Here is a 24,796-nt window from a genome sequence, read left to right as displayed (position 1 = left end):
TATATGTAAAATAACACAATGTAAAAAAATATGGTTTAATAAGGTAAAATAAGTTAATTTGATAATAACATCAAAAAATAATGTTTTTTAAATATAGGAAAGAAAACTCTATCGAAGATGATAGAGTTTTGTAAATTTGTTTGTTAAGTATTCGATGTAGTATTTAGGATTGAATTTTTCACCGGTTAGTTTTTCTAATAATTCATTAGTTTGATAAATAGCCCCATATTGGTGAATATATTCTTGTAGATATTTTTTTAATACTTGAAAATCTCCAGATTCAACCCAATCAGCAACAGCTGTTGTTTTTTGCATATGAGCATAGATTTGAGCAGCAATAGCACTACCTAAAGCATAACTTGGGAAATATCCAAATGAACCCCCAGCCCAGTGAATATCTTGTAATATTCCTTCGCTATCGTTTTGTGGGGTGATTCCTAAATATTCTTGGTAAAGCTGATTCCATAATTGTGGCAGCTGTTCAAAGTCAACTTCTCCTGCAAACATTTTCTTTTCTAATTCGTAACGAATCATAATATGCAATGGATATGTAAGTTCGTCTGCTTCTGTTCTAATTAAACTAGCTTCAACTTTATTAATTCCTTGAACAAATTGTTCTAATGAAACTTCTTCTAAGTTATCAGCAAAAAATGTTTGTAAACGTGGATAAACTGGTTTCCAAAATTCTTCACTGCGACCAATAATATTTTCATAGAAACGTGATTGTGACTCGTGCATTCCCATTGAAGCTCCTGATCCTACTGGAGTCATAGTAATATCGTCATCGATATTCATTTCATAGATAGCATGACCACTTTCATGAATTGTTGAAAATAAAGCACTTTCTAAATTATTTTTGTAATAATGAGTAGTAATTCGAACATCGTGATTATGGAATTCAGTAGTAAATGGATGTTCACTTTCTTTAATAACACCTTTTTTAAAGTCAAAACCAACATAACCAGCTAACCAGCGGTTGAATTCTTTTTGTTTATTTAAGCTATAATGTTTATAATTATATTCTTTATCAATTTTTATTGGTGAAGCTTGGATTTCTTTTAATAATGGAACGATGTGTTCTTTTAACTGATTAAAAAATTCATCTAATTGTTCTACATGGAAACCTGGTTCATAATCTTCTAATACAACATCATATAAACAAGCTTCATTAGTTTTTCGATATTGAGCAAATTCTTTTTCGGTTGCAACAATCTCTTTTAAATATGGCATAAATAACTGATAATTGTTTTCTAACTTAGCTTTTTGCCAGACTCTTTGAGCAATCATTAGACGTTCTTGATGCTCTTGATATTTTTGAGCTGGAATTTTTTCTAAGTCGCGTATATCTTTTAGCCATTTTTTTACAATTGCTTTTTGTGATATAGTAAGCTCTTGTTTTTCTAAATCTGATAAAATTTCTTTTACTTTAGGATCAGTAATTGTTTTAAACAATTCTCCTGATAATAATCCAACGGATTTAGCTGTTAGCGCCATTGATTTTTCTGGTGCTTCAGTTTCTTGATCCCAGGAAAATAGTGTTAGTGCTTGATTTAATGCTTGTCGTTTATCAATATATGTTTGTAAATCTTGAAAATTCATGTCATGCCTCCTTAAATTTATTACTTAACCATTTTTCTTTTTTAATACCAAATATTATACCAGTTGCATCAGCTAAAAACCATCCTATCGGTATTGCCCACCAGATAGCTAGAGTTCCAAAAAATGGAGCAAACGCGTAAGCAAGAACAACCCTTGTTCCTAAAGAAATGATTGTTAAAACTACAGAAATACCTGGTTTTCCAACCCCACGGTAGTAACCGTATAATAAAAACAAACATCCAATTCCTACATAGCATATTCCTTCAATTTGTAAATATTGAGCTCCTTGACGAATTATCTCTATTTTTGATGGTTCTATAAAGATCAACATTAATTTATCTGCAAATATAAAGACAATAGCTGAAATAATTAAACAAAAAATTGTTGATATTGTAATAGCTACTTTCAAACCAGCTTTTATTCTTCCTTCTAAATTAGCACCCTTATTTTGAGCAATATAAGTTGAAAAAGCATTACCAAAATCTTGAACCGGCATATAAGCAAACGAATCAATTTTAACTGCTGCTACAAAAGCAGCCATCGTAACTAATCCAAAACTATTAACTAATCCTTGAATCAATAAGATTCCAAAATTCATAACTGATTGCTGGACACAAGTTAATAATGAATAATCTTTAATCTTTTTAAATATCGCTCTATCAAAATGACGATGTTTCTTTTCTGGCAGCAATTCTTTTTTGACAATCACACAATAAATCATTATTCCAATCCCGCTAAAGGCTTGAGCAATAGTTGTTGCAAGTGCTGCTCCAGCGACATTTAAATTAAGACTAGTGATAAAAAAGATATCTAAAACTATATTAATAATCGCTGCTATAGCTAAAAACACTAATGGAGTTTTAGAATTACCAAGTGCTCTAAGTAAAGAAGCAAAATAATTGTATAAAAACGTAAAGATGATTCCCATAAAAATAATGAATAAATAATCATACGTAGCTTTATATATATCACCTGGTATATTCATAAATACTAAGATTTGATTTATCAGCAGTAAACATATTATTTGCAGGATAATTGAAAATATTGCAATTCCTACAAATGAGACAAAAAAAGAAACTTTCATTTTATCATGCTCTTTAGCACCATAAAACATCGAAAACAAGACGCCACTACCCATACATAAACCTAAAATCATCGAAGTTAAAAACGTCATTAACGTAAACGAAGAACCAACTGCTGCTAAGGCATCAGTTCCAATATAATGTCCCACAATAAAAGTATCAACAACATTATATAACTGCTGTAATAAATTTCCTAAAATCATCGGAATTGAAAATTTTAATAATGCTGTTGCAATATTCCCCTCTGTCATAACATCACCTTCCAATATCATAGCTATTTGTTAAAATAAAGTCAAACTTATTCATTTATTACACGCCAGTATATTAATAACTTATCTAACGAATAAGCAGCATTAGCTGGTGAAGTTGATGGTAATTTAGTTACCGGCAAATCAATAATCGCATCAAAATAACGGTGATATAACTTATCAGCTAAATTACCATTAGTATAAATATGTTTAACTGAACTATTAGCGATAATCATATTCAAATCATTAACCTCAACATCACTAATACTGCTATCACTAGAGCCTTTAATATTACAGCTAGCTATAACATCCCATAAAGCAATTTGATGGCGTTTTAAAAAAGCCTTTTTATCAGCAATTTCCTCAGGTACAGTATCTTGATAAACAGCTGCTAAAACACGCCAAAAACGATTTTGGGGATGATGATAAAAAAAGTTAGCTTCGCGTGATTTAACCGATGGAAAAGAACCTAAAATTAGTATTTTTGAATCTTTATCATATATCGGTTCAATCAAATGATACTCCTTCATAATTTAATCCCTCTTTCATTTTTAAAAACTACCAATAAATGATATAATTATCATATCAATTATTAATTAATATTAAAAGGAGTTAATTTAATTATGAAAGAATATTCTCTTAATAACATTGAAAATGCTAAAATAATTTTTAAAACTAAATCAAAACAAAAAATATTAGATGTCTTTTACCAATGTAAATCTATTTACAAATTAACACCTGAAGAACTAATAATCATTGATGATCAAATGTGTTTACCTATTAACCTTGATAAATGGACAGATATTGATAATCCAGATAATAATTTTTTAAACGTTTTAAAAGTTTTAGAAAAAATCACTTGTGCTAATGTTCACCACTAAGTACCATTAATGCAACTTTAATTGGCTTTGACAAAGATAGAGATTTATCATTTAGCTTTAATGGTGACTATATAAATGGTAAACATGTTCTAACTGGTAGTTACAGCAATAATGAAAAAATGCTTTATCAAGAAAAATTATATCTAATAGAATAGAGGGATAACCATTATCCCTCTATTGTTTTAAATTTCAATATTTATATAAATACATTTCTTGACTAAAATATTAAAAATTGGAAAAATGTGTAGAATAATCTATAAAATTATAGAAAAATGTGAAAATAACACTTTAAATATAGAGAAAAATGTGTTTAATAACACTATAATCTTTCGGAATTTTGTGATAAGAGAAATTTGTAACAAACAAGAGGTGATAATATGGAGCGATTAAGACGTAAAGTTGATAAGATTCTAGAAAATTGGAAAAAAACAGATAATAGATATCCTTTAATTATAAAAGGTGCTAGGCAAATAGGTAAAACTGAAGCTATAGAACATTTTGCTAAAAATCATTATAAATCAATTATTGAAATCAATTTTGTTCTTCAAAAACAATATAAAACTATATTTGATGATGGTTTTGATGTAGATACGATAATAAGAAATATTTCTCTTATTAATCCTGAATTTCAATTCATCGAAAACGAAACATTGTTTTTCTTTGACGAAATACAAGACTGCATCAACTGTGCGACAAGCTTAAAATCTTTTCAAATAGATGGACGATATGATGTTATTTGTTCTGGTTCACTGATGGGAATTAATTATCAAGAAATAGAATCAAACAGTGTTGGATATAAACAAGACTATGAAATGTATTCCTTAGATTTTGAAGAATATTTATGGGCAAAAGGTTATAAAGATGAGCAGATTGAAAGTTTCTATAAAAAAATGCTGAATATTCAACCATTATCAACATTAGAATATAATATTCTTCTAGATAATTTTAGAGAATACATGGTATTAGGCGGCATGCCAAAAGTTGTTTTTACTTTTGTGACCCAAAAAAATTATAGTGGGACGCTTCAATTACAAAAACAATTATTATTAGATTATGAAGAAGATATTACTAAATATGCAGGCGGCCTAGACAAAGGAAGAATCCTAGATATATACAGAAAATTCCCTATATTTTTAGGTAGTGACAACAAAAAATTTAAAATCTCTAAGATAAAGAAAAATGCTAGAAATAGAGATTATGTAGGAGTTGTAGATTGGCTATCCAATGCGGGTATCGTAAATGTTTGTTATTGCATGGGACTTCCAGAACTGCCATTAAAAGGAAACTACAATCCCGACAATTATAAATTATACTTTGGCGATACAGGATTATTGATTGGATCCCTCGATGAAGAAGTTCAAGAAGATCTTCGTTACAATAAAAACTTTAATACCTATAAAGGGGCAATATATGAAAATATCATATCAGAAATTCTTGTTAAACAGGGATATAAGCTTTATTTTTATAAAAATGAAAAAAGTACCATTGAGATGGATTTCATGATACGAGATAGAAACTCTCTTATTCCTGTCGAAGTAAAAGCAAATGATCAAGCTACAACATCACTTAATAAATTAATTAAAGACCAGAAATATTCAGATATTCATTACGGAATCAAGTTTGCTAATAAAAATATTGGATTTAATGATTATTTCTATACTTTTCCTTATTTTTTAGCATTCTTTTTAAAAAGATTCTTAAGAGATAAAAATAATATTAAATAAAAAATTAAAAAACAAATATCATCAAAATGATTAAATTGTCAAGCAAAAAACAACTATACTCCGGCGAAGAAAATCACAAATATAAATATCTATCTAAAATATAATGGTACTATGAATAAAAAACGTCCGACTGATATACTTATTATTTTCACCTAAATCAATTTTCAATCAGATAACGAAAAACGCCAAAATGGCGTTTTTTATATGATATTAAAAATAATATACTTATTATTCAATTCTAAGCATTCGATATCCTACTCCAACATGAGTCTGGATATATTTTGGCTTAGCAGGATTAGCTTCAATTTTTTTCCGAAGTGTTGCCATAAATACCCGCAGGGAAGCAACATCACTTTCCAAAGTATTCCCCCATATTTCTTTAGTAATAAAAGTATGAGTCAATACTTTTCCAACATTTTTAGAAAGCAAGCATAATAACTTATATTCAATTGGTGTTAAATGCAGTTCTTTATCTTTTAAATAAGCACAACCACTAGCATAATCAATTCTTAAATCACCATTAACAAACTCACTGCTTTCAACTGGCTGATTTTGATTATAACTTAGTCGTCTTAAAACAACTCTTAATCGCGCCAATAGCTCCTCAACTGAAAATGGTTTGGTTAAATAATCATCAGCTCCTGCATCTAGCGCTTCAATTTTATCATGATCTTCACTACGAGCACTAATTACGATGATTGGCATATTAGTCCAGGTTCTTACTTTTTTAATTATTTCTACTCCATCAATATCAGGCAAACCTAAATCTAATAACATAATATCAGGTTTTTTTGAAGCAGTTTCAATAATCGCTTGTTTCCCTGTTTGGGAAGTATGATATTTGTAATCATGAGTTTCTAATGTTGTAACAATTAGATTTCTTACTGCATTATCATCTTCAACAACTAAAATTACTGGTTTATTCATGAATTTCAACCTCCTCAATTGGTAACGTAAAACTAAAGATAGTTCCTTTTGGATGATTGTCAGTTACTGTAATAGTTCCATTATGGGCAATAATAATTGTTTTACACAGGGCTAGACCTAGTCCTAAACCACGTCTAGCATCACTTGTATTATGTTTTACCGTATAGAACATTTCAAATAGTTTTTCTTTATCACTGTCACTAATTCCCGGTCCATTATCACGAATCTGAATTTCAACAAAATGATCTTTTTTTATCGCTTCAATTTCAATCGTCGATCCAACCGGTGTATATTTAATCGCATTATCAATAATATTAATAATTACCTGAATTATTAATCTAGCATCAATTTTAGCTAATATAAATTCATCGTTATTAATAAATACTAGATGATGCTGTTCAATTCTTCGACTAATATGATTTAATGCTTCATTAATAACTTCTTCAATCAATTCAGTTTCTAAATGTAAACTAACGGTACTATCTTCTAATCTGGTTACACTTAAAAGATTTTCAACTAGATTGATCAACCATAATGAATCATCATAAATCACTTCATAAAGTTGCTGCTTTTTTTCATCATCAAGATTTTTAGATTCATTTATTAAAACACTGGCATTACCAGAAATACTAGTTAACGGTGTTCTTAAATCATGAGAAATTGAACGTAATAAATTGGCTCGTAATCGCTCATTTTTAGCTTCAATTGCAGCTTCTTCACGTTTTTTATTAAATAATTCTTTTTCTAAAGCCTGAGCGCACTCACCTACTATTGATAAAACAAGATTGTTTTCAAAAGCATCAATGATCTTATCATTTAATACAATAATAATAACACCATATATATCATTAGCACTAACTATTGGTAAATAATAGTTATCATCCTGATATGCTTTTTTACTATGATATACATCTAAAACGTTTTTACAAACCTGCTTATCATTAGTAACATCAATATTATCATTTCCATAATTTTCATATTCAATTTGATTATCTTGATTAACCTGACAAATAATTACCGGCATTTCTAATAATTTAATTATTTGTTTAGCCGTTGTCTGTTTAATCCCGGCAATACTTTTTTCTTTTTGTAATAAACGATTAGTTTCTAATAAAACTTTGGTTCTATAAGCATATTGCGCTGATTGTTTAGCCTGCTTTTTAATTCTAATCGCTAGAGTACTAGTAATAAAAGCAGCAATAAGCATAATTGCAAAAGTAACCGGATAACCAGAACCATAAGCTGCAAAAGTAAAGCGGGGATTAGTAAACATAAAATTAAAAATCAAAACACTTAAAATTGATGATACTAAACTAAATATTCGATTAGAAGTTGATACAGCAATAATCAAAACTCCTAAAATATAAATAGTAATAGTATTAGCTTCACTAAAACCTAACCAGTGAAATAACATTCCAATTGCTGTTGCCAGTAAAAGAACTAGAATTGAAATTAAAAAGTCACTAGTTTTATAAATAAATTCTTTTTTCTTTTTATTACTTTTTTTTGATTCGCCACTTTGGTGATAAACAACATTGACATCTAAGTCACATAATGTTTCTAATATTTGTTTATCTAAAGCATTATATGAGATTCGCCATTTTTTTCTTTGACTATAACCAATAAATACTTTGGTAACTTGTGAGTTATGACAAAATTCATTAATTTGATAAACAATATCTTCACCAAATGCCGTTTCGATATTAGCCCCTAATTGTCTAGCTAAGTCAATATTAGCCTGCAATTGTTCACGATCTTCTTTACTTATTTTTGAATTATCAGGCGTTTCAACAAATAAAGCAGTAAATACTGCTTTATTATCTCTAGCGACAGCTGCGGCCATTTTTATCACATCACGATTATATATCGATGGTGATAAACAAATTAAAACATGTTCTTGTTGTACATCCATAAATTAACCCCTTTATGGTTAATATTATAACACATTTTTACTAGCGCGTAATTTCTTTAATTGATTTTGCTGTTCCCATAACAATTAGTGTTTCATCGGGTTTAAAAACATGAGTTGGTTGCGGCAATGGATAAATCTTACCATCTTTTTTAGTTGCTAAAATACTAACATGATAGCGAGTTCGAACTGCTTTTTCAACGATTGTTTTACCTAGCCAGCTGTTTGGAATCCTAATTTCATAAATTGCAATATCAGAAGATAATTCCACATAATCAAAAATATTTTTAGAACCATATTTGATTGCAATTCGTTCAGCAATCTCTTTTTCAGCATAAACAACATAATCAGCACCATTACGTAATAATAACTTACGATGAACTTCACGATTAGCACGTGCAATAACAAACTGAGCTCCATAATCTTTTAATAATACTGTAATTTCTAATGCTGTTTGGAAATTATCACCAATTGCTACAACACAAATATCAAAATTATTAACACCTAAAGATTCTATAAAATCTTCATTAGTTGCATCACCTATTTGAATTTCATTTACAATATTAACTGCATTATCAGCTCTTGTTTCATCCTTTTCAATCGCTAATACTGCATTACCTTCATCAATAAACTTTCTTGATAAATGACGTCCAAAACGTCCTAATCCAATTACTAAAACTGATTTCATAATTCCTCCATATTATCCTATTTGAATTTTTTCGGCTGGTGCTTTGGCAATTGGTAAAGTTCGATTAGAAGCAAAAGCAAGTAAAAAAGTTACCGAACCAACGCGACCAATAATCATCAATATTGCTAATAGTATCTGTGAAAAAGCACTTAACTGCGTAGTTATTCCAACTGTTAATCCAACTGTTGCCATTGCTGAAACACTTTCAAACAATGCGGAAACAAATGGAACATTGTCAATTTGACAAATAATCAAACCAACTGTTACTGTAAAAACTAAATATGCCATTAATACACAGCTAGCAGTTCTAATTATTTCATCACCAATGCGACGATGAAATACTTCGACTGCTTTTCTTTGTTTAAATAAATTAAAGATATTAACTAATAATACTGCAATAGTTGTTGTTTTAATCCCACCTGCAGTTGATCCAGATGAACCACCGATAAACATTAAAATTACTAAAATCATTTGTGTACTTTCTCTAATTTTTGATAAATCAATACTATTAAATCCAGCTGTACGAGCGGTAACTGACTGGAACATTGATTCTAATACTGTTGCATTTCCTTGTTCACACAAATAAATAACAAAAGTTCCACCAAAAATCAAAATTAAAGTAACAGTGATTACTAATTTAGTATGCAAGCGCATTTTTTTAAAGTTAAAGTGACTATCAACAATATCACGCCATACTAAAAAACCTAAACCACCAATTACAATTAATGACATAATAATCAAATTTACATACCAGCTATCTTGATACGAAATAAGTGAATTAAAGGGTTCAATAGTTCCCATAAGATCAAATCCAGCATTACAAAATGCCGAAATACTATGGAAAATTGAAAACCAGATTCCTTTTAAAAATCCAAATCGTGGGCAAAATACTAATGATAATAAAAAAGCCCCAATTGCTTCAATTATAAAAGTGCCCCCAATAATGAATTTAGTTATTTTAACTATCCCACCAACTTGTGGTGAAGAAATAGAATTTTGCATGATTGAACGTGAAATAATTCCGATTTTCTTTTTTGCTAAAGTTAAAATATAAATACATAAGGTCATAAAACCAATCCCACCAATTTGTATCAAAGAAATAATTACAAACTGACCAAACCAGCTCCAATGACTATAAGTATCTACTCTAATCAAACCAGTAACACAAGTTGCTGAAGTAGCCGTAAAAAAAGATGTCAAAACTGAAATTTCTTTACCTTCCTTTAAAGAAACTGGTAAACTAAGTAAAACTGTTCCAATAAAAATAATTAAACAAAAACCTAAAAATATTATCTTCATCGGTGAATAACTATGCAACAGCTTTTCTGTCAATTTCTCCTTAATTAGACATCCCCCCCTATTATCCTTATTCTTTATAACTAATATACTTGATTAATTATAAATATAAAATAAAGATTATCTGGTTAATATTAAGATTGTATAAAGATGAAAAAATTTTTATATAATCTTAATTCTTCAACTAAATACCTAACATCATTTTTATACTTTTTTTGCTATTTTATAAGTAGAAATAGAGGTGTTATATATGGAAAATGTTGCTCTTATTGGATTATTGGTGTTAATTTTTAGTGGTGGTTATTTCTTATTTAAATTTTCAAAGTTTTAAAAAAGCTAATTAACAGGTCTTCCCTGTTAATTAGCCTAATAATAACTTATTATAATACACTAGTTAGTGAACTTACATAATCATGCAAAGGTTGATGGGCATGATTTTTATTTTCTTTAATAATATTAACAATAGCACTACCAACAATAATACCATCAACAAACTGGCTAAAATATTCAACTTGTTCTACATTATTTATTCCAAATCCCAGTGCTATTGGCGTATCGGTTACTGTTTTAATAGTTTCTACAATTCCAGCAATATCACCATCAATTCTTTTACGCATACCAGTTACTCCCATTGAAGAAACCAGATAAATAAATCCTTTAGCCTGACTGGCAATCTGGATCGTTCTTTTTTTAGATGTTGGTGCAATCATGGAAATAAAATCAACATCATATTTATAACATACTTCAGTAACTTCCTTACTTTCTTCAAAAGGACAATCAGGAATGATAATTCCATCAACACCGACTTCCTGACATTTTTTAAAGAATTTTTCATAACCATAATGAAAAACAGGATTTAAATAAGTCATTAGACAAATTGGAATATTAGAACTTTTACGAACTTCTAAGACAATTTCAAAAACCTGATCAGTTGTCATTTTCTTAGATAAAGCACGAATATTAGCTTCCTGAATGACTGGACCTTCAGCAATTGGATCACTAAAAGGAATCCCAATTTCAATTAACGAAGCCCCAGCTTTTTCCATTTCTAAAATATATTCTATCGTCGCTTCTTTACTTGGATCACCTGCAGTGATAAAAGGAATAAAAGCCTTTTTATTATTAAAAGCATTTTTAATTCTATTCATGAAGATCCACCCCCCGGTATCTAGCAATCGCAGCAACATCTTTATCACCACGACCTGACAAACAGATAATTACAACGTCATCTTTTTTCATTGTTGGTACTAATTTACGAGCATAGGCAACAGCATGAGCACTTTCAATAGCACAGATAATTCCTTCAGTTTTAGCTAAATATTCAAATGCTGCTACCGCTTCATCATCAGTTACTGGAATATATTGAGCCCGACCAATATCATGAAGATAAGCATGTTCTGGACCAATACCAGGATAATCAAGTCCCGCTGAAATTGAATATACTGGGGCAATCTGACCATATTCATCCTGACAAAAATATGATTTCATGCCATGGAATACGCCTAAAGTCCCTGTTGCAATCGTTGCTGCATTAAAAGCTGTATCCACACCTTTACCTGCTGCTTCTAAGCCAATTAACTGAACATCTTTATCATTTATAAAATTATAAAACATCCCCATAGCATTGCTGCCACCACCAACACAAGCCATGACTGCAGTTGGCAGTTTACCTTCGTATTCTAAAATCTGCTCTCTTGCTTCTTTAGAAATAACACTTTGAAAATCTCTAACGATCATTGGAAATGGGTGTGGTCCCATAACTGAACCTAAAACATATAAAGTATCATCGATTCTTTTAGTCCATTCCCGCATAGTTTCGTTTACAGCATCTTTTAAAGTCATTGTGCCAGTAGTAACACTATGAACCTTAGCTCCTAAAAGTTCCATTCGATAAACATTTAAGGCTTGTCGATCTGTATCTTCTTTACCCATAAAGATTTCACATTCTAACCCAAGTAATGCAGCAGCAGTTGCTGTAGCTACGCCATGCTGACCTGCTCCTGTTTCTGCTATTACTCGTTTTTTTCCCATTTTTTTAGCCATTAATACTTGACCTAAAACATTGTTTATTTTATGGGAACCAGTATGATTTAAATCTTCTCTTTTTAAATATACCTTAGCCCCTCCTAAATCTTCGGTCATTTTTTTAGCATAATATAATAATGAAGGTCTATTAGCATATTCTTTTAATAACCGATCTAATTCTTGATTAAATTCAGGGTCGTTTTTGTAATATTCATATGCTTTTTCAACATTATGAATTTCATTCATTAATGTTTCTGGAATATATTGCCCCCCGTGAATTCCATATCTACCTGCTGTCATTTTTGATTCTCCTTACTATTTCTTTTATTTTGTTTGGATCTTTAATACCGTTAGTTTCTACCCCAGAACTAACATCAATAGCATAAGCATTAATTTTAATGGCATCGTCAAGATTACCTGAATTAATTCCACCTGCTAAAAAGAACGGTTTATCTAATTTTTTAATTAATGACCAGTCAAAAGTTTTACCACTACCACTAATAACGCTATCTAGTAAATAATAATCTACGGGAAAACTAATTGTTCTTAAATCCGTTTCTGGTGTCATTTTAATAGCTTTAATTATTGGTACATTTATTTTAGCTTTCAACTGTTTAATATAATCAATACCTTCATCACCATGTAATTGTACTAAATCAATAATTTGATCATTTACTAATTTAACGATTTCATCGATTGAAGCATCGACAAATACCCCAACTGTCTTAATTCTTTTATCTAACTTACTAGACATTACCTTAGCCTGATCATAACTTACTTGTCGTTTACTTTTAGCAAAGACAAAACCAATATAATCAGGTAAGGTTTCATTTACATAATCAATATCCCCATTTTGAAATAGACCACAGATCTTAATTTTCATTTGGCTGACGAAGCCCTTGAAGAATTTCAAAAGTCTTCCGTTTATCATGAGAACGCATCAATATTTCTCCAACTAAAACAGCATCAACTTTATTTTCTTCCATTAACTTAATATCATCATAAGTTGTAATGCCGCTTTCAGAAACAAAAATTACATCCTCAGGTACCATTGAACGAAGTTCAACACTGTTATTTAAATCCACTTCAAAATTTCTTAAATCACGATTATTAACCCCAATTATTTTAGCACCAACTCGAAGCGCTTTTTTAATTTGCATTGAACTATGAGCTTCAACTAAACCACTTATTCCTAATTGTTCCGCTAGATTTAAACAACGCATTAACGTAATTTCATCTAATACACTACAAATTAATAAAACAGCATCAGCTCCTAATAATTTAGCTTCATAAATCATGTATTCATCGATTACAAAATCTTTTCTTAAGACTGGTATTTTTACGATTTTTTTAATTTCTGCTAAGAAATCATCATCCCCTTTAAAGAAATCCGGTTCCGTAACAACAGAAATAGCTGCTGCTCCAATATCTTCATATTCTTTAGCAATCGTTTTATAATCAAAGTTTTGAGTAATAACCCCTTTTGATGGTGATGCTCGTTTAACTTCCATAATATAAGATAAACCTGGTTTTCTTAACGCTTTTTCAAATGGAAAGTCATTATATATTGGTTTTGCAAAAGCTAGTTTTGCTAATTTATCAATTGAATTTCTCTTTTTATTTTCTTCTACCCGTTCTTTTGTTTTTTCAATAATATCATCAATAATCATACTTTAACTCCTTCTACATATTAGTTTCCTTTATGAACTCCTCTAGTTTAGTTAAAGCTTTCCCTTCATCAATTAACTGTGTAGCCAAGTCAATTCCCTCTTGCATTGTTTCAGTCCTTCCGGCAATATAAATCGCTGCTCCAGCATTCAATAATACTGCATCACGTTTTGGTCCTTTAACACCACGTAAAATATCACGAGTGATTTTAGCATTAAACTCAGGACTACCGCCAATTAGATCTTCTTTTTGACAGCGAGTCATCCCAAATTGCTCTGGTGTTATTGTATAGCTAATATAGCTGCCATCTTTTACTTCACAAACAGTAGTTGGTGCCGATAATGAAATCTCATCTAAACCATCTTGTCCATAGACAACCATTGCTCTTTTTACCCCTAAATTTGATAAAACCTCAGCTAATGGTTCGACTAACGCTTCTTCATATACGCCCATTACCTGCATATTAGCACCAGCAGGATTAGTTAATGGTCCTAAAATATTAAAGACCGTTCTAATTCCTAGCTCGCGCCTTACCGGTGCTACATATTTCATAGCAATATGATAATTTTGAGCAAATAAGAAACATATGTTAATCTTGTTTAATATTGTAGCACTTTTTTGAGGAGATACATCAATTTTTATTCCTAAAGATTCTAAAACATCAGCTGCCCCACATTTAGAACTTGCAGCACGATTACCATGTTTAGCTACTTTAACGCCACTAGCTGCTATTACGATTGATGAAGTCGTCGAAATATTAAATGAATTTGAACCATCACCGCCTGTTCCTACGATTTCTAAAACATCTTCATCGTTTAATAATTTAATACAATGTTCTCTCATCCCCGCAGCACTACCAGTTATTTCTTCTATTGTTTCCCCTTTTAAACTTAATGCTGTTAAATAACTGCTCATTTGCACATCACTAGCTTGACCATCCATAATTTCATTCATACAAGCTCTAGCCTCACTAGCTGTTAGATCCTGTTTTTTAGCTAATTTTAAAATCGCTTCTTTAATCATTTTATTACCCCCAAAAAATTTTCAATTATCTTTTTGCCATCACTTGTTAGTATTGATTCAGGATGAAACTGTAATCCATATACTGGATAATCACGATGTTTAACAGCCATAATTTCACCATCATCACTAATAGCCAAAATTTTCAATTCACTAGCTATCGTTTCTTTTGCTACTACAAGTGAATGATAACGAGCTACTGAAAATGGTTGAATAATCCCCTTGAATAATTTATCATCAACTGTTTTTATCAAAGAACTTTTACCATGCATTAACTTTTTAGCATACGTTATCTTACCATTAAATACCTCACATAAAGCCTGATGACCTAAACAAATACCTAAAAGTGGTTTTTTATCATAAAAATATCTAATCACATCTTCAATTACTCCAGCATCTTTAGGTCGCCCTGGTCCTGGTGAAATTACAATTGCTGCTGGATTTAAAGCAGTAATTTGTTCTACTGTCAATTCATCATTACGAATAACTTTAATATCATCAGTGATTGAACCAATTAACTGGTATAAGTTATAAGCAAAACTATCATAATTATCAATTAATAAAATCATCTTAAATTCCTCCATCAGCTTCATAAATGGCATTGATCACTGCTTTAGCTTTATTTAAACACTCTCGATATTCATTAACTGGAATACTGTCATGAACAATTCCAGCCCCCGAGCAAACATAAACATCTTCACCTTTTTTATAAGCAATTCTAATTGCAATACAAGTATCTAAATTACCAGTAAAATCAATATATCCAATTGCACCACCATAAATACCACGACGAGACTTTTCTAACTCATTTATAATTTGACAAGCCCTGATTTTAGGAGCTCCTGATAATGTCCCAGCTGGTAGCATTGCTCCAATTACATCAATAGCATCTTTATTTTCTAATGCCTTAGCAACTACTGTTGAACCAATGTGCATGACATGAGAAAACTTCAAGATTTCTAAATATTTTTCTACTTTAACACTATTAAATTTAGCAACCCTTCCTAAATCATTACGCCCTAAATCTACTAGCATATTGTGTTCTGCTAATTCTTTTGGATCAGCTAATAATTCTTTTTCTAGTTTTTGATCTTCATTTTCATCTTGTCCCCGTCTTCGTGTTCCAGCTAAGGGATAAGTATATAAATTCCCATCTTCCATTTTAACTAACGTTTCTGGCGAAGCTCCTGCAATTTCCTGGCTTGGACTTGAAAAGTAAAACATATAAGGCGATGGGTTAGTTGTTCTTAAAACTCGATAGCTATCAAACAAACTCCCGGTAGCTTTAGCTTTCAATCTGTTAGCTAGAACTACTTGAAAAATATCACCTTCTTTAATGTAATCTTTAGCTTTTTTTACCATATTGCAATATTGTTCTTTGGTAAATAACGCTTTAAAATCACTTGTTAAACGCAATGGTTCAATTTCAGCTTTGCTGCCATTAAAAATCAATTCTTCCAATCGCTCTATTTTATCAACCGCTTTTTGATAACCAGTCTTTAGATCATTACACTTAGCATTTGCAATTAAAATTATCTTTTGACGATAGTTATCAAAACAAATCACTTGATCAAATAACATTAAATCAACATCATTAAAACCATCACTTTCTACCATTAAATTTAATGTCGATTCATTATATTTAAAATAATCATATGCAAAATACCCTACTAAACCACCAGTAAATGCTGGTAACTTAGGTATTTTAGGACTTTTATATTTTTTTAAGATCTGTTTAATATAATCTTGCGGATGCTTAGTTTTATAAATCTGACCATCTATTGTTACAACATTATTTAAACAGGTAATTTCACTTATGGGCTCAAACCCCAAAAAGGTATAGCGGCTCCATCGTTTTGTATCATCCACACTTTCTAACATGAAGCAATGCTCACTATAGTTTTTTAAAATTCGCATTACTTCAATTGGAGTAATTCCATCTCCATAGATTTCTTTACTAACTGGAACAATGTCATAATCCCCATTAGCAATAATTTGTTTAGCTTGTTTTAATGTTGGATAATACATAAAATTTTTCCTCCTTGATAAATAAAAAACCGTCCCGACAGAAAATAATTCTGTCAAGGACGGATAATAAACTACACTTATTCCGCGGTGCCACCTTGCTTCACGATACACTCGTGCCCTTACTAGATGCTATCACATCTATGACTACTTACGTAAGTCTTACGTCAAAGAATACTCAGCCTCAGCTTTTCACTTTGCCCTCCGTGGTCCATTTAATAGGCTGCGTTCTGCTTGCTTCCACCATCCAAGCTCTCTATAAGTGCACGATCTATTTTTATCTCCACTTCAACGGTTTTCTTGTTTATTATGATATACTGGATAATTATAACTGTCAATAAAATATTTACATTTTAATAAATGTTTTTATCCAAAAACAATTTTTATCATTATTATAAAATTAAAAAAACATTGATTAAATCAGCAAAAAAAAATTATTTTTTCAATGAAAGGGCTTCCATTTTTAGCGGATATGTGCTATTATAATGGTGAGGAAAGGATTAGACGAAAGGAGTTGATAATATGAACGAAATGTATATTATTTCAGTATTAATGCTTTATACATTAATTGTATTAGTAGATGTATTATTACAAGCGTATCAACTATTTGGAACTGGTCTAGTAGAAGATAGAGAAACAATTTTATCTGTCAAACCAAAATTAATCGCATACATTTCTAGTAAGATCACTTCAATGAGTCTAAGAATTAATTGGAAAAAAGACTATCGCCTAAATATGAAACGTAGACCCCCAATTATATCAGTGGCTCACTAAGGTTGAGTCAAAATAGAGTGGTTTTAGAATATAGATTGTAAAGTTTGAATATAAATTAGATGTGGTTTCACATAAAAATTTCTATAAAGTTGATAATAAAGCCGTATGTTAAAAACATACGGTTTTTAATTTATCAATCTTATTAAACTTTCTTATCAATATACTTTAAAAATTCATCCACATCATAATTAACAATCAGTTCTTTAGGAAAATCAATTTCTTCTAAAATTCCTTCAATATGATCAAAATTCATGATGTCAAAATGAATATGAGCATCACTACCTAAAATAATCTTCACTTGATGTTTTTTACATAACTGCAACATTTCAATTACATTTTCACGTGAATTTAATCGTGATGAACTTCTTAAGGCATTATTGTTGACTTCTAATAATGTATGATATTTTTTAGCTGCCAAAACAACTTTTTCATAATCTAGCGGGCAATAACCATCATCAGGATGAACAATAACGCTAATATGCGGATTTTTGATTGTTTCAATTACTGCATTTGTATTTTGTTCAATTGATCCCGGTTTGTAACAATGAAAATGAATTCCAGCCATGCAATAATCAACACATTGGTAAAGATCATCACTAATACTTAATTTACCATCATAATCTAAAATATTAACCTCAATTCCTAAAATTATTTTTAAACCATTAAAAACTCTTGGAATCACATGATAATTTTTAAAATATATTGGATCACAAGTACCTGGTATTCCCACATCATGTTCAACCATCCCTAATAACTGCAAACCTTTAGCTTTAGCCTCATTTACCATTTCATTCATCGATGAATAACTATGACCGCTTGCAATAGTATGTGTATGAACATCTAATTCTATTTTTCCCATATAGACCTCCTAAAATAATGTAAAAATAAGCAAACTAAATAGAGCGATTGAAGCAGCTGGGGCATCTACATGACTATCTAAATCAGTATTAAAATAGGTATTAAAAACAATAAAAAATAACTGTGCTAAAACCCCAAAAATTGTACTAATAGCTAATGAATTTGTTGCTACCATTGCATAACCAGCAATTAAAGTAGTATGATGAGTAGCTGGAAAATCCGGAGTCGAAAAAGCAAAAACCAGACTTAAAGCACTTAATGAAAACCCTAGACTAGCAACACCAGTAATTCCTACAAAATAAGCTGTTATTAATGATAATACTGCGGCAAATATTATTTGAAAACACCAGTAATTAGCCTGTTTATAGCTAAATAACGGTTGGCTGGGATGATGGATATATTTATTAGTCCCAAACAATACTCTAATCAACATATTTAGTGATAGTACAACTAGTGCACCAATATCAATAGGAAAATTCCAATATGTAAACAATGAAAATAATCCATAGCCTAATAAGCCAAAAATTCCACCAATAATTAAAACTAAAGGATCACCAGTAAAATATAATGAACGATTCCCATCAGCACCATTTATATCATAATGTTTAACATTAGCTGCATATGCCAATCCTGCTACCGCACCATTAAAACAAACACAAGGCATAAATAATAAATTCAAGACCTGATTTGTTAATAGATGAGTGTTAGCTCCTAACCCATCTAAGATAATTACAATAAGACCTACTAAACCAGTAATGACAAATGAAGCTGTTCCACCAATCATTGTCCCAAGACTTCCAGAAACAAAAGCTATTAGATAATTAATCATAGCCCATCTCCCCTCCTTTAAATTTGCTTTATATTATATAATTATATCATTGATTATTGTTCATTTATAGACAAAAAAAGATTATTAAATAAAAAAAGATGCTAAAAAAGCACCTAAAATTCAATATTATTTTGAAGCGATTCTATAAACAAGGATCCTAAAAAACTTCGGTTAATATCTCTATGAACAATATATCCAACTTTAATTATTTCATCAACAGCTAAAGGAATTGCAATTATGTTTTTCCCATTTAATTCCTCACTAATAATACCGGTAGATATTGTATAACCATTTAATCCTATCAATAAATTAAATAAAGTAGCTCGATCACTAACTCTAATAATTTTACGGTGAGTTAAAGTACTTAAAATTTCTTCTGAAAAATAAAATGAATTATACTCTCCTTGTTCAAAACACAAATAAGGATATGGTTCAATATCTTCTAAAGTCACAATTTTCTTAACAGCAAGTGGATTAGTATTACTTACAAATATATGGGGTTTTGCCTGAAATAATTCCTTAAAAACAAGATTATTTTCTTTTAATAATTTAGTAATTACTTTTTCATTAAAATCATTTAAATATAATATTCCAATTTCACTTTTTAATGTTTTAACATCTTCAATTATCTCATAAGTTCGTGTTTCTCTAAGCGTAAATTCATATTCACTATCACGATATTTTTTTACTAGATCAACAAAAGCATCAACCGCAAAAGAATAATGCTGTGTTGAAATACTAAAACGTTTTTTTACTGTCTTTGTTTCCAAGTAACGCTCTTTAAGCAAATCAGCCTGTTCAACGACTTGGCGGGCATATCCTAAAAATTCACGTCCTTCTTCACTTACAACTATCCCTTTATTAGTCCGTGAAAAAATAACAATTTGCATTTCTTTTTCTAATTCTTTAATAGCGTTAGATAAACTTGGCTGTGAGATAAACAATTCTTTAGCTGCTTCGGAAATAGAACCATTTTTAGCTACGGTAATAACATATCTTAATTGTTGCAATGTCATAGTCTCACCTCCACAATGTTACTATTGTAACATACTAAAACAAGTTTGAAAAATATCTAATTCTAATATTTGATATAGCTTCTAACTATAAAAAAACAGCCTAAGCTGTTTTGTCTAATTTAACTATATTTGGTTTCTTTTCCGTGTGCATTAAAGAATAACTATACTGTATAAAAGCAATCGCCATAAAACAAAGTCCAAATAAAATATCTTTTACAACTAGATAAATAATATCACTATGCATGATAAAATTCGGTGTTAATATAATTGACTGGATCAAACTATCAATTCTTGTCGCTAAAAAGATTTGTAAGCTCAAGCCAAAGAACTCAGCCACTAATAAACTAACAACACTACATAACCCACTAATTATTAGTCCTGATAAAGATAATCGTCCTGCAAATTTTTGATAGCCTAAAATTGCAAGTAAAGCAATTATATAACCAGTTATACGACCAAAGGCTGTAAATTGATAAATTAATATCCAGATCAAACCACCAAACAGTGCCCCTAAAACAGCCCCTAAAAAACCAATACTATATTTTTCTTTAGGAACTGATTGTTTATTCTTTAATTCATTGAAACAATCTTTACAGACATAAACAATTTCACCATGATAAAGACAAAATGAAACCGGCTTATTGCAATGGCAATGACAGCACGCTGGCTGATATCCAATCTTACGAATGATCATTGTTATATTCTTTAATGTTTCATAAACATTATTTAAGTTTTGACTTATTATAGAAATAGTAATTATATCATTACTATAATTTATTGTTTTTAAAAATCCTAAGCGCTCTAACTTAGCAAAGTAATTATCAATTCTTGAACGTTTATTACCAGCAATACTAATTTTTATAATTGTATTTTCTGGTAAGACCTTAATTACAACCGGAAAGTCATTAAATAATCCGTATATATTGTTACCCATAACATCTAAATTATTTAATAAGGCAAATTCTTGGATTTCTTTACTATTATCTTCATTTTGTATTTCTTCTAAACCAAAATACTCATTTTCCAGTATGATAAAAAATCTACTAAGAGCTAATAAAAAATATGGTAATGCCCAAATAAAACCAATCAAAAATGTAAAGATACCTAAAATAAACCAGCCAGCAAAACTTAAAATTAAAAGTAACAAATCCTTCATTTTATTTAAAGACATCATCTGCCAGCTTGTTTTTAAAATATCAATAACATTCATTTCCTGATGATTTGCAAGCAAATACGGAACTGGCAAAAACTTTATCAACAAAAAGATTCCAGGTAATATAAACAAAAACATTCCTAAAAGATCGATAAAAAAGATTAACCAGCAAATAAAACCATTTCTAATATACGTTATAAACGATGTTTTTAGTAAGTTTAAATCACTATTACCATTATTAATAATTTCCTTGATATAACAATAAAACTGTGTTGAAAAACCAGCACTAAATAAATATGCCAGTAAAATAGCTAAGACAATTACAAAATCCAATACACCAATAATAGATGTTGTCTTTAAACTCAATAGCCAATTAAAAATAAGAATCAAAGAAACAATTAATCCTAATGTAACTAACAATATTATCAATAAACATTTCCAAATTTGCCAACGATGATTATTAGCTTCTTTACGAGCCCATAATTTCAAATCTTTCCGTTCCATAAATACTCCTCTTTACTTCAACGCCTATATTATACATGATTCTAACTAACTATTCATTATTTTTTAACTGATGTTTTACTTTAAAAACTTGAATAATGATCATAATTAAAGTTGGGGCAATAAATAAACCGATTATTCCAAACCATTGCATCCCCAAATACATTCCTATTAATGAAACAATTGGACTAAGACCAAGGTTTTTCGCTAATAGTCGAGGCTCTAATATATTTTTAGTAACAACAACGATCAAATAAATTATCAGTAAAGCTATCGCTAAATAAATATTATTAGTTAACGCATTAATTATGATCCAAGGCACCATGATCATATCTAATCCTAAAACAGGCAAAAAATCAATTACTGCAATAATACAAGCAAGCATGGCACTTTGCGATAATCCAATTAAAACAAAGCCTAAGTATAATTCTACAAATGTTACGATCATGATGATAACAGAAGCTTTAAAAATATTACTTAAAACATTTTTTACTGTATCAACTACCAAAGAAGTCACCGGATATTTATTTAAAACATATTTTTCAATTAAATCATAATCTAATAAGATAAACAAAGAAGTAATTACCACAAACATTAAATCAAAAAGAAAACTAGGTATTTTCATTATAAAAGTTATTAAACTAGTAATAAAACTAGTCGAAATATTTTCAACTAAACTCATTGAGCCACTATAAATAATATCTAAATACTTACCAGCATCAATTATATAATGATTATTACTTAATTTTTGATATAAATCATTTAAATACTCAGGCATAATTTCTAGTATTTTATAAATTTGAATTACTGTAAAAACTACAATAACAATGATGACTGTAATAAAAAATAAATAATTCAAAACAATAACTAACTTAGTTAAAAAAGAATTCTTTATTTTAAGTAGTTCAATCTCTTTAGCTAATAAAGGCTGCAAAACCAAAACAATTAAAAAGCTAAAAAATAAAGGAACTAGCCAGTTAACTAATGCATATGCAAGCAAAACAAATATTATTACAAGCAACAAATAATAAGCATACTTAATTAGTTTATCTTTCATCCAATCACCATTAAATTATATGAATTACTAGAAAAACAATGACTATTATCGTTAATTTACTACACTATGGTGGACTACATAAGAACTATCATCAATAGCTTTAAAAACATATCCTTTATTTTGATAATATTCAATAACTGGTCCTAAAGCTTTAATTGTATTTTCTTTTCCATTAGCATCATGAAATAATAAAATAATATTATTTTCATCTGCTGCCGTAGCATTTTTGATTAACTGTTTTACCGACAATTGTCCAGAACCATCTTCACTATCTTCATTCCAATCATAATATTGATAACCACGATTTAATACTTCTTTAGTCAACTTACTCATTATCCTATTACAATACTGCTTAGAAATTTGATTACTGCTCCCACCAGGAAAGCGAATATATTTAGGGATGCTACCTATTTGATTATAAACCAAATCCTCGATTTTCTTTAAATCCGCAAAATAAGCAGATGTAGAACAATAAATCTGATCATATTCATGAACATAAGTATGCAAACCAATTGTATGTCCAGCTTCATAAGCTGTTTTTATCAAATCAAAATATTCCTTATTTGTTCCGGTTACAAAAAAAGTAGCTTTAACATCATAAACATCTAAGATATCTAAAACCTGCTGCGTATTTTCTGAAGGTCCATCGTCAAAAGTTAAATACACTACTTTTTCATCACTAGGAACTGTTGTTCCTATTTTTTTATTTTCAACTACTGTAACTATACATGTTTCTTTAGTAACATTTAAAGAACGATCTTTAGCATAATAAGTTATTTGATAATTACCGATTTTAGAAATATCCAGATTAGAACTATCGATTGTTAAAATTGGATTATCATCTTGATTATCACTAACACTAACACTTGATAATAAATCAATATCACTATCTTTTAAAACTGTTAAATTACGTACTCCATTAATTACTGGTGATACATTATCTTCTGGCAAAACATGAATAACACTTTTTTTGGTTACACAATTATTATTACGACAAATCCGAATTGCAACTTCATAATCTCCAGGTTTATCAAATTGATAGTCTTCTTTAAAAGATACTTCAGTTCTTTTACTATCATAATAGTTTTTAATCAAATCACTAGCCTTAACTTCCATATTTAAATCAATTGTTAACTCTTGAACTTCAAGATCAGGAATAATTGTATCTTGTAACTCTAAAGTTACTGTAGTTTCAATGTTATTATAACGATAAGTAATCGGATATTTACCAGTCTTAGTAAAATCTATTTTACTAGTATCAACATTTACATCACTAACTTTACCACCTATTACTCTTTTTATGTTTTCATAAGGATCAAACTTTTGTGAAATTTCTGCAACTGGATGATAACTATATAAAACAATTGGGTTAGTTGGATAAATTAATAAAATAACTATTGAAAAGATCAAAACAATTATAATCAATAGTATTTTTAAACTTTTATTCACTTTCATCCCCTCATCAAAACATATTCATCCTAAATAAAAAAAGAACCCATAATAAAATGGATTCTTT

The 24,796-nt window shown here is 29.6% G+C and carries 23 protein-coding genes; 3 read left to right on the top strand and 20 right to left on the bottom strand.

Features of this window, described 5'->3' with window-relative positions; all coding sequences use genetic code 11:
- Window positions 1–108 precede the first annotated feature (108 nt).
- Genes B5F09_RS01490 through B5F09_RS01480 form a run of 3 tightly spaced genes read right to left on the bottom strand, consistent with a single transcriptional unit; the run spans window position 109 to window position 3,459 of the window.
- A complete protein-coding gene (locus tag B5F09_RS01490; protein ID WP_087370824.1) occupies window positions 109–1,599 on the bottom strand; it encodes a carboxypeptidase M32 in 1,491 nt (496 codons plus the stop codon).
- 1 nt (window position 1,600) lies between these two features.
- Window positions 1,601–2,932 (bottom strand): MATE family efflux transporter, encoded by a 1,332-nt coding sequence (locus tag B5F09_RS01485; RefSeq protein WP_087370822.1) that lies wholly within the window; start codon window positions 2,930–2,932, stop codon window positions 1,601–1,603.
- A gap of 47 nt (window positions 2,933–2,979) precedes the next feature.
- A complete protein-coding gene (locus B5F09_RS01480) occupies window positions 2,980–3,459 on the bottom strand; it encodes a DNA-deoxyinosine glycosylase (protein WP_087299409.1) in 480 nt (159 codons plus the stop codon).
- Window positions 3,460–3,552: 93 nt separating this feature from the next.
- Here B5F09_RS01480 and B5F09_RS01475 point away from each other — a divergent pair, with 93 nt between their 5' ends.
- Together B5F09_RS01475 and B5F09_RS01470 are read left to right on the top strand one after the other, a co-directional pair.
- The gene (locus B5F09_RS01475) at window positions 3,553–3,810 is read left to right on the top strand and encodes a hypothetical protein (protein WP_087299407.1); all 258 of its coding nucleotides are present in this window, start codon (window positions 3,553–3,555) and stop codon (window positions 3,808–3,810) included.
- Window positions 3,811–4,187: 377 nt separating this feature from the next.
- Window positions 4,188–5,534: an ATP-binding protein gene (locus B5F09_RS01470; protein WP_087370819.1), complete on the top strand. Its 1,347-nt coding sequence runs from the start codon at window positions 4,188–4,190 to the stop codon at window positions 5,532–5,534.
- Between the two features lie 228 nt (window positions 5,535–5,762).
- On the opposite strand, the gene B5F09_RS01465 is transcribed toward B5F09_RS01470, so the two are convergent.
- The 11 genes from B5F09_RS01465 to B5F09_RS01415 form a co-directional block, all read right to left on the bottom strand.
- On the bottom strand, window positions 5,763–6,461 hold the full coding sequence (locus tag B5F09_RS01465; RefSeq protein WP_087299403.1) for a response regulator: 699 nt from the start codon (window positions 6,459–6,461) through the stop codon (window positions 5,763–5,765).
- Window positions 6,454–8,373 carry a DUF4118 domain-containing protein gene (locus tag B5F09_RS01460; protein WP_087370816.1) on the bottom strand — a complete coding sequence of 640 codons (1,920 nt, stop codon included), beginning with the start codon at window positions 8,371–8,373 and terminating at the stop codon, window positions 6,454–6,456. The genes B5F09_RS01465 and B5F09_RS01460 overlap by 8 nt, the downstream gene beginning before the upstream one ends.
- A gap of 40 nt (window positions 8,374–8,413) precedes the next feature.
- Entirely contained in the window at window positions 8,414–9,058 is a 645-nt protein-coding gene (locus B5F09_RS01455; RefSeq protein WP_087370813.1) for a TrkA family potassium uptake protein, read from the bottom strand.
- Between the two features lie 12 nt (window positions 9,059–9,070).
- Complete coding sequence (locus B5F09_RS01450; protein WP_239404205.1) at window positions 9,071–10,390, bottom strand: TrkH family potassium uptake protein; 1,320 nt, start codon at window positions 10,388–10,390, stop codon at window positions 9,071–9,073.
- A 344-nt stretch (window positions 10,391–10,734) separates the two neighbouring features.
- The gene (gene trpA, locus B5F09_RS01445; RefSeq protein WP_087299397.1) at window positions 10,735–11,502 is read right to left on the bottom strand and encodes a tryptophan synthase subunit alpha; all 768 of its coding nucleotides are present in this window, start codon (window positions 11,500–11,502) and stop codon (window positions 10,735–10,737) included.
- Window positions 11,495–12,679: a tryptophan synthase subunit beta gene (trpB, locus tag B5F09_RS01440; protein ID WP_087299395.1), complete on the bottom strand. Its 1,185-nt coding sequence runs from the start codon at window positions 12,677–12,679 to the stop codon at window positions 11,495–11,497. Before trpB ends, trpA begins: the two co-directional genes overlap by 8 nt.
- Complete coding sequence (locus tag B5F09_RS01435) at window positions 12,666–13,262, bottom strand: phosphoribosylanthranilate isomerase (protein WP_087370810.1); 597 nt, start codon at window positions 13,260–13,262, stop codon at window positions 12,666–12,668. Before B5F09_RS01435 ends, trpB begins: the two co-directional genes overlap by 14 nt.
- Entirely contained in the window at window positions 13,252–14,049 is a 798-nt protein-coding gene (gene trpC, locus B5F09_RS01430) for an indole-3-glycerol phosphate synthase TrpC (protein WP_087370807.1), read from the bottom strand. The genes B5F09_RS01435 and trpC overlap by 11 nt, the downstream gene beginning before the upstream one ends.
- 13 nt (window positions 14,050–14,062) lie before the next feature.
- Window positions 14,063–15,070: an anthranilate phosphoribosyltransferase gene (gene trpD, locus B5F09_RS01425; RefSeq protein WP_087370803.1), complete on the bottom strand. Its 1,008-nt coding sequence runs from the start codon at window positions 15,068–15,070 to the stop codon at window positions 14,063–14,065.
- Window positions 15,067–15,636 carry an aminodeoxychorismate/anthranilate synthase component II gene (locus B5F09_RS01420; RefSeq protein ID WP_087370799.1) on the bottom strand — a complete coding sequence of 190 codons (570 nt, stop codon included), beginning with the start codon at window positions 15,634–15,636 and terminating at the stop codon, window positions 15,067–15,069. The genes trpD and B5F09_RS01420 overlap by 4 nt, the downstream gene beginning before the upstream one ends.
- 1 nt (window position 15,637) lies before the next feature.
- Window positions 15,638–17,095, bottom strand: coding sequence for an anthranilate synthase component I family protein (locus B5F09_RS01415; protein WP_087370796.1), 1,458 nt, complete (start codon window positions 17,093–17,095; stop codon window positions 15,638–15,640).
- A 519-nt stretch (window positions 17,096–17,614) separates the two neighbouring features.
- On the opposite strand from B5F09_RS01415, the gene B5F09_RS01410 reads away from it, so the two are divergent.
- Window positions 17,615–17,866 carry a hypothetical protein gene (locus tag B5F09_RS01410; protein WP_087299383.1) on the top strand — a complete coding sequence of 84 codons (252 nt, stop codon included), beginning with the start codon at window positions 17,615–17,617 and terminating at the stop codon, window positions 17,864–17,866.
- A 142-nt stretch (window positions 17,867–18,008) separates the two neighbouring features.
- Here the strand turns inward: B5F09_RS01410 and B5F09_RS01405 are convergent, their stop codons facing one another.
- From B5F09_RS01405 to B5F09_RS01380, 6 genes are all read right to left on the bottom strand, one after another.
- Entirely contained in the window at window positions 18,009–18,725 is a 717-nt protein-coding gene (locus B5F09_RS01405) for a phosphatase (RefSeq protein WP_087299381.1), read from the bottom strand.
- Between the two features lie 9 nt (window positions 18,726–18,734).
- Window positions 18,735–19,553: a hypothetical protein gene (locus tag B5F09_RS01400; protein ID WP_087370793.1), complete on the bottom strand. Its 819-nt coding sequence runs from the start codon at window positions 19,551–19,553 to the stop codon at window positions 18,735–18,737.
- 113 nt (window positions 19,554–19,666) lie between these two features.
- Window positions 19,667–20,569: a LysR family transcriptional regulator gene (locus B5F09_RS01395; RefSeq protein WP_087370789.1), complete on the bottom strand. Its 903-nt coding sequence runs from the start codon at window positions 20,567–20,569 to the stop codon at window positions 19,667–19,669.
- Between the two features lie 100 nt (window positions 20,570–20,669).
- On the bottom strand, window positions 20,670–22,226 hold the full coding sequence (locus B5F09_RS01390; protein WP_087370786.1) for a DUF975 family protein: 1,557 nt from the start codon (window positions 22,224–22,226) through the stop codon (window positions 20,670–20,672).
- A gap of 49 nt (window positions 22,227–22,275) precedes the next feature.
- Window positions 22,276–23,280: an AI-2E family transporter gene (locus B5F09_RS01385; protein ID WP_087299373.1), complete on the bottom strand. Its 1,005-nt coding sequence runs from the start codon at window positions 23,278–23,280 to the stop codon at window positions 22,276–22,278.
- A 51-nt stretch (window positions 23,281–23,331) separates the two neighbouring features.
- The gene (locus B5F09_RS01380) at window positions 23,332–24,729 is read right to left on the bottom strand and encodes a polysaccharide deacetylase family protein (protein ID WP_239404204.1); all 1,398 of its coding nucleotides are present in this window, start codon (window positions 24,727–24,729) and stop codon (window positions 23,332–23,334) included.
- Window positions 24,730–24,796 lie beyond the last annotated feature (67 nt).

The sequence above is a fragment of the Erysipelatoclostridium sp. An173 genome, assembly GCF_002160495.1.
GTDB lineage: Bacteria > Bacillota_I > Bacilli_A > Erysipelotrichales > Coprobacillaceae > Thomasclavelia > Thomasclavelia merdavium.
The sequence above is the reverse complement of the archived record's forward strand: the minus strand, read 5'-3'. Positions and strand labels throughout refer to the sequence as shown.

Coding starts and splice junctions, on each gene's coding strand:
- B5F09_RS01490 (WP_087370824.1), bottom strand. CDS start 1,599: ATGAATTTTCAAGATTTACAAACATATATTGATAAACGACAAGCATTA.
- B5F09_RS01485 (WP_087370822.1), bottom strand. CDS start 2,932: ATGACAGAGGGGAATATTGCAACAGCATTATTAAAATTTTCAATTCCG.
- B5F09_RS01480 (WP_087299409.1), bottom strand. CDS start 3,459: ATGAAGGAGTATCATTTGATTGAACCGATATATGATAAAGATTCAAAA.
- B5F09_RS01475 (WP_087299407.1), top strand. CDS start 3,553: ATGAAAGAATATTCTCTTAATAACATTGAAAATGCTAAAATAATTTTT.
- B5F09_RS01470 (WP_087370819.1), top strand. CDS start 4,188: ATGGAGCGATTAAGACGTAAAGTTGATAAGATTCTAGAAAATTGGAAA.
- B5F09_RS01465 (WP_087299403.1), bottom strand. CDS start 6,461: ATGAATAAACCAGTAATTTTAGTTGTTGAAGATGATAATGCAGTAAGA.
- B5F09_RS01460 (WP_087370816.1), bottom strand. CDS start 8,373: ATGGATGTACAACAAGAACATGTTTTAATTTGTTTATCACCATCGATA.
- B5F09_RS01455 (WP_087370813.1), bottom strand. CDS start 9,058: ATGAAATCAGTTTTAGTAATTGGATTAGGACGTTTTGGACGTCATTTA.
- trpA (WP_087299397.1), bottom strand. CDS start 11,502: ATGAATAGAATTAAAAATGCTTTTAATAATAAAAAGGCTTTTATTCCT.
- trpB (WP_087299395.1), bottom strand. CDS start 12,679: ATGACAGCAGGTAGATATGGAATTCACGGGGGGCAATATATTCCAGAA.
- B5F09_RS01435 (WP_087370810.1), bottom strand. CDS start 13,262: ATGAAAATTAAGATCTGTGGTCTATTTCAAAATGGGGATATTGATTAT.
- trpC (WP_087370807.1), bottom strand. CDS start 14,049: ATGATTATTGATGATATTATTGAAAAAACAAAAGAACGGGTAGAAGAA.
- trpD (WP_087370803.1), bottom strand. CDS start 15,070: ATGATTAAAGAAGCGATTTTAAAATTAGCTAAAAAACAGGATCTAACA.
- B5F09_RS01420 (WP_087370799.1), bottom strand. CDS start 15,636: ATGATTTTATTAATTGATAATTATGATAGTTTTGCTTATAACTTATAC.
- B5F09_RS01415 (WP_087370796.1), bottom strand. CDS start 17,095: ATGTATTATCCAACATTAAAACAAGCTAAACAAATTATTGCTAATGGG.
- B5F09_RS01410 (WP_087299383.1), top strand. CDS start 17,615: ATGAACGAAATGTATATTATTTCAGTATTAATGCTTTATACATTAATT.
- B5F09_RS01405 (WP_087299381.1), bottom strand. CDS start 18,725: ATGGGAAAAATAGAATTAGATGTTCATACACATACTATTGCAAGCGGT.
- B5F09_RS01400 (WP_087370793.1), bottom strand. CDS start 19,553: ATGATTAATTATCTAATAGCTTTTGTTTCTGGAAGTCTTGGGACAATG.
- B5F09_RS01395 (WP_087370789.1), bottom strand. CDS start 20,569: ATGACATTGCAACAATTAAGATATGTTATTACCGTAGCTAAAAATGGT.
- B5F09_RS01390 (WP_087370786.1), bottom strand. CDS start 22,226: ATGGAACGGAAAGATTTGAAATTATGGGCTCGTAAAGAAGCTAATAAT.
- B5F09_RS01385 (WP_087299373.1), bottom strand. CDS start 23,280: ATGAAAGATAAACTAATTAAGTATGCTTATTATTTGTTGCTTGTAATA.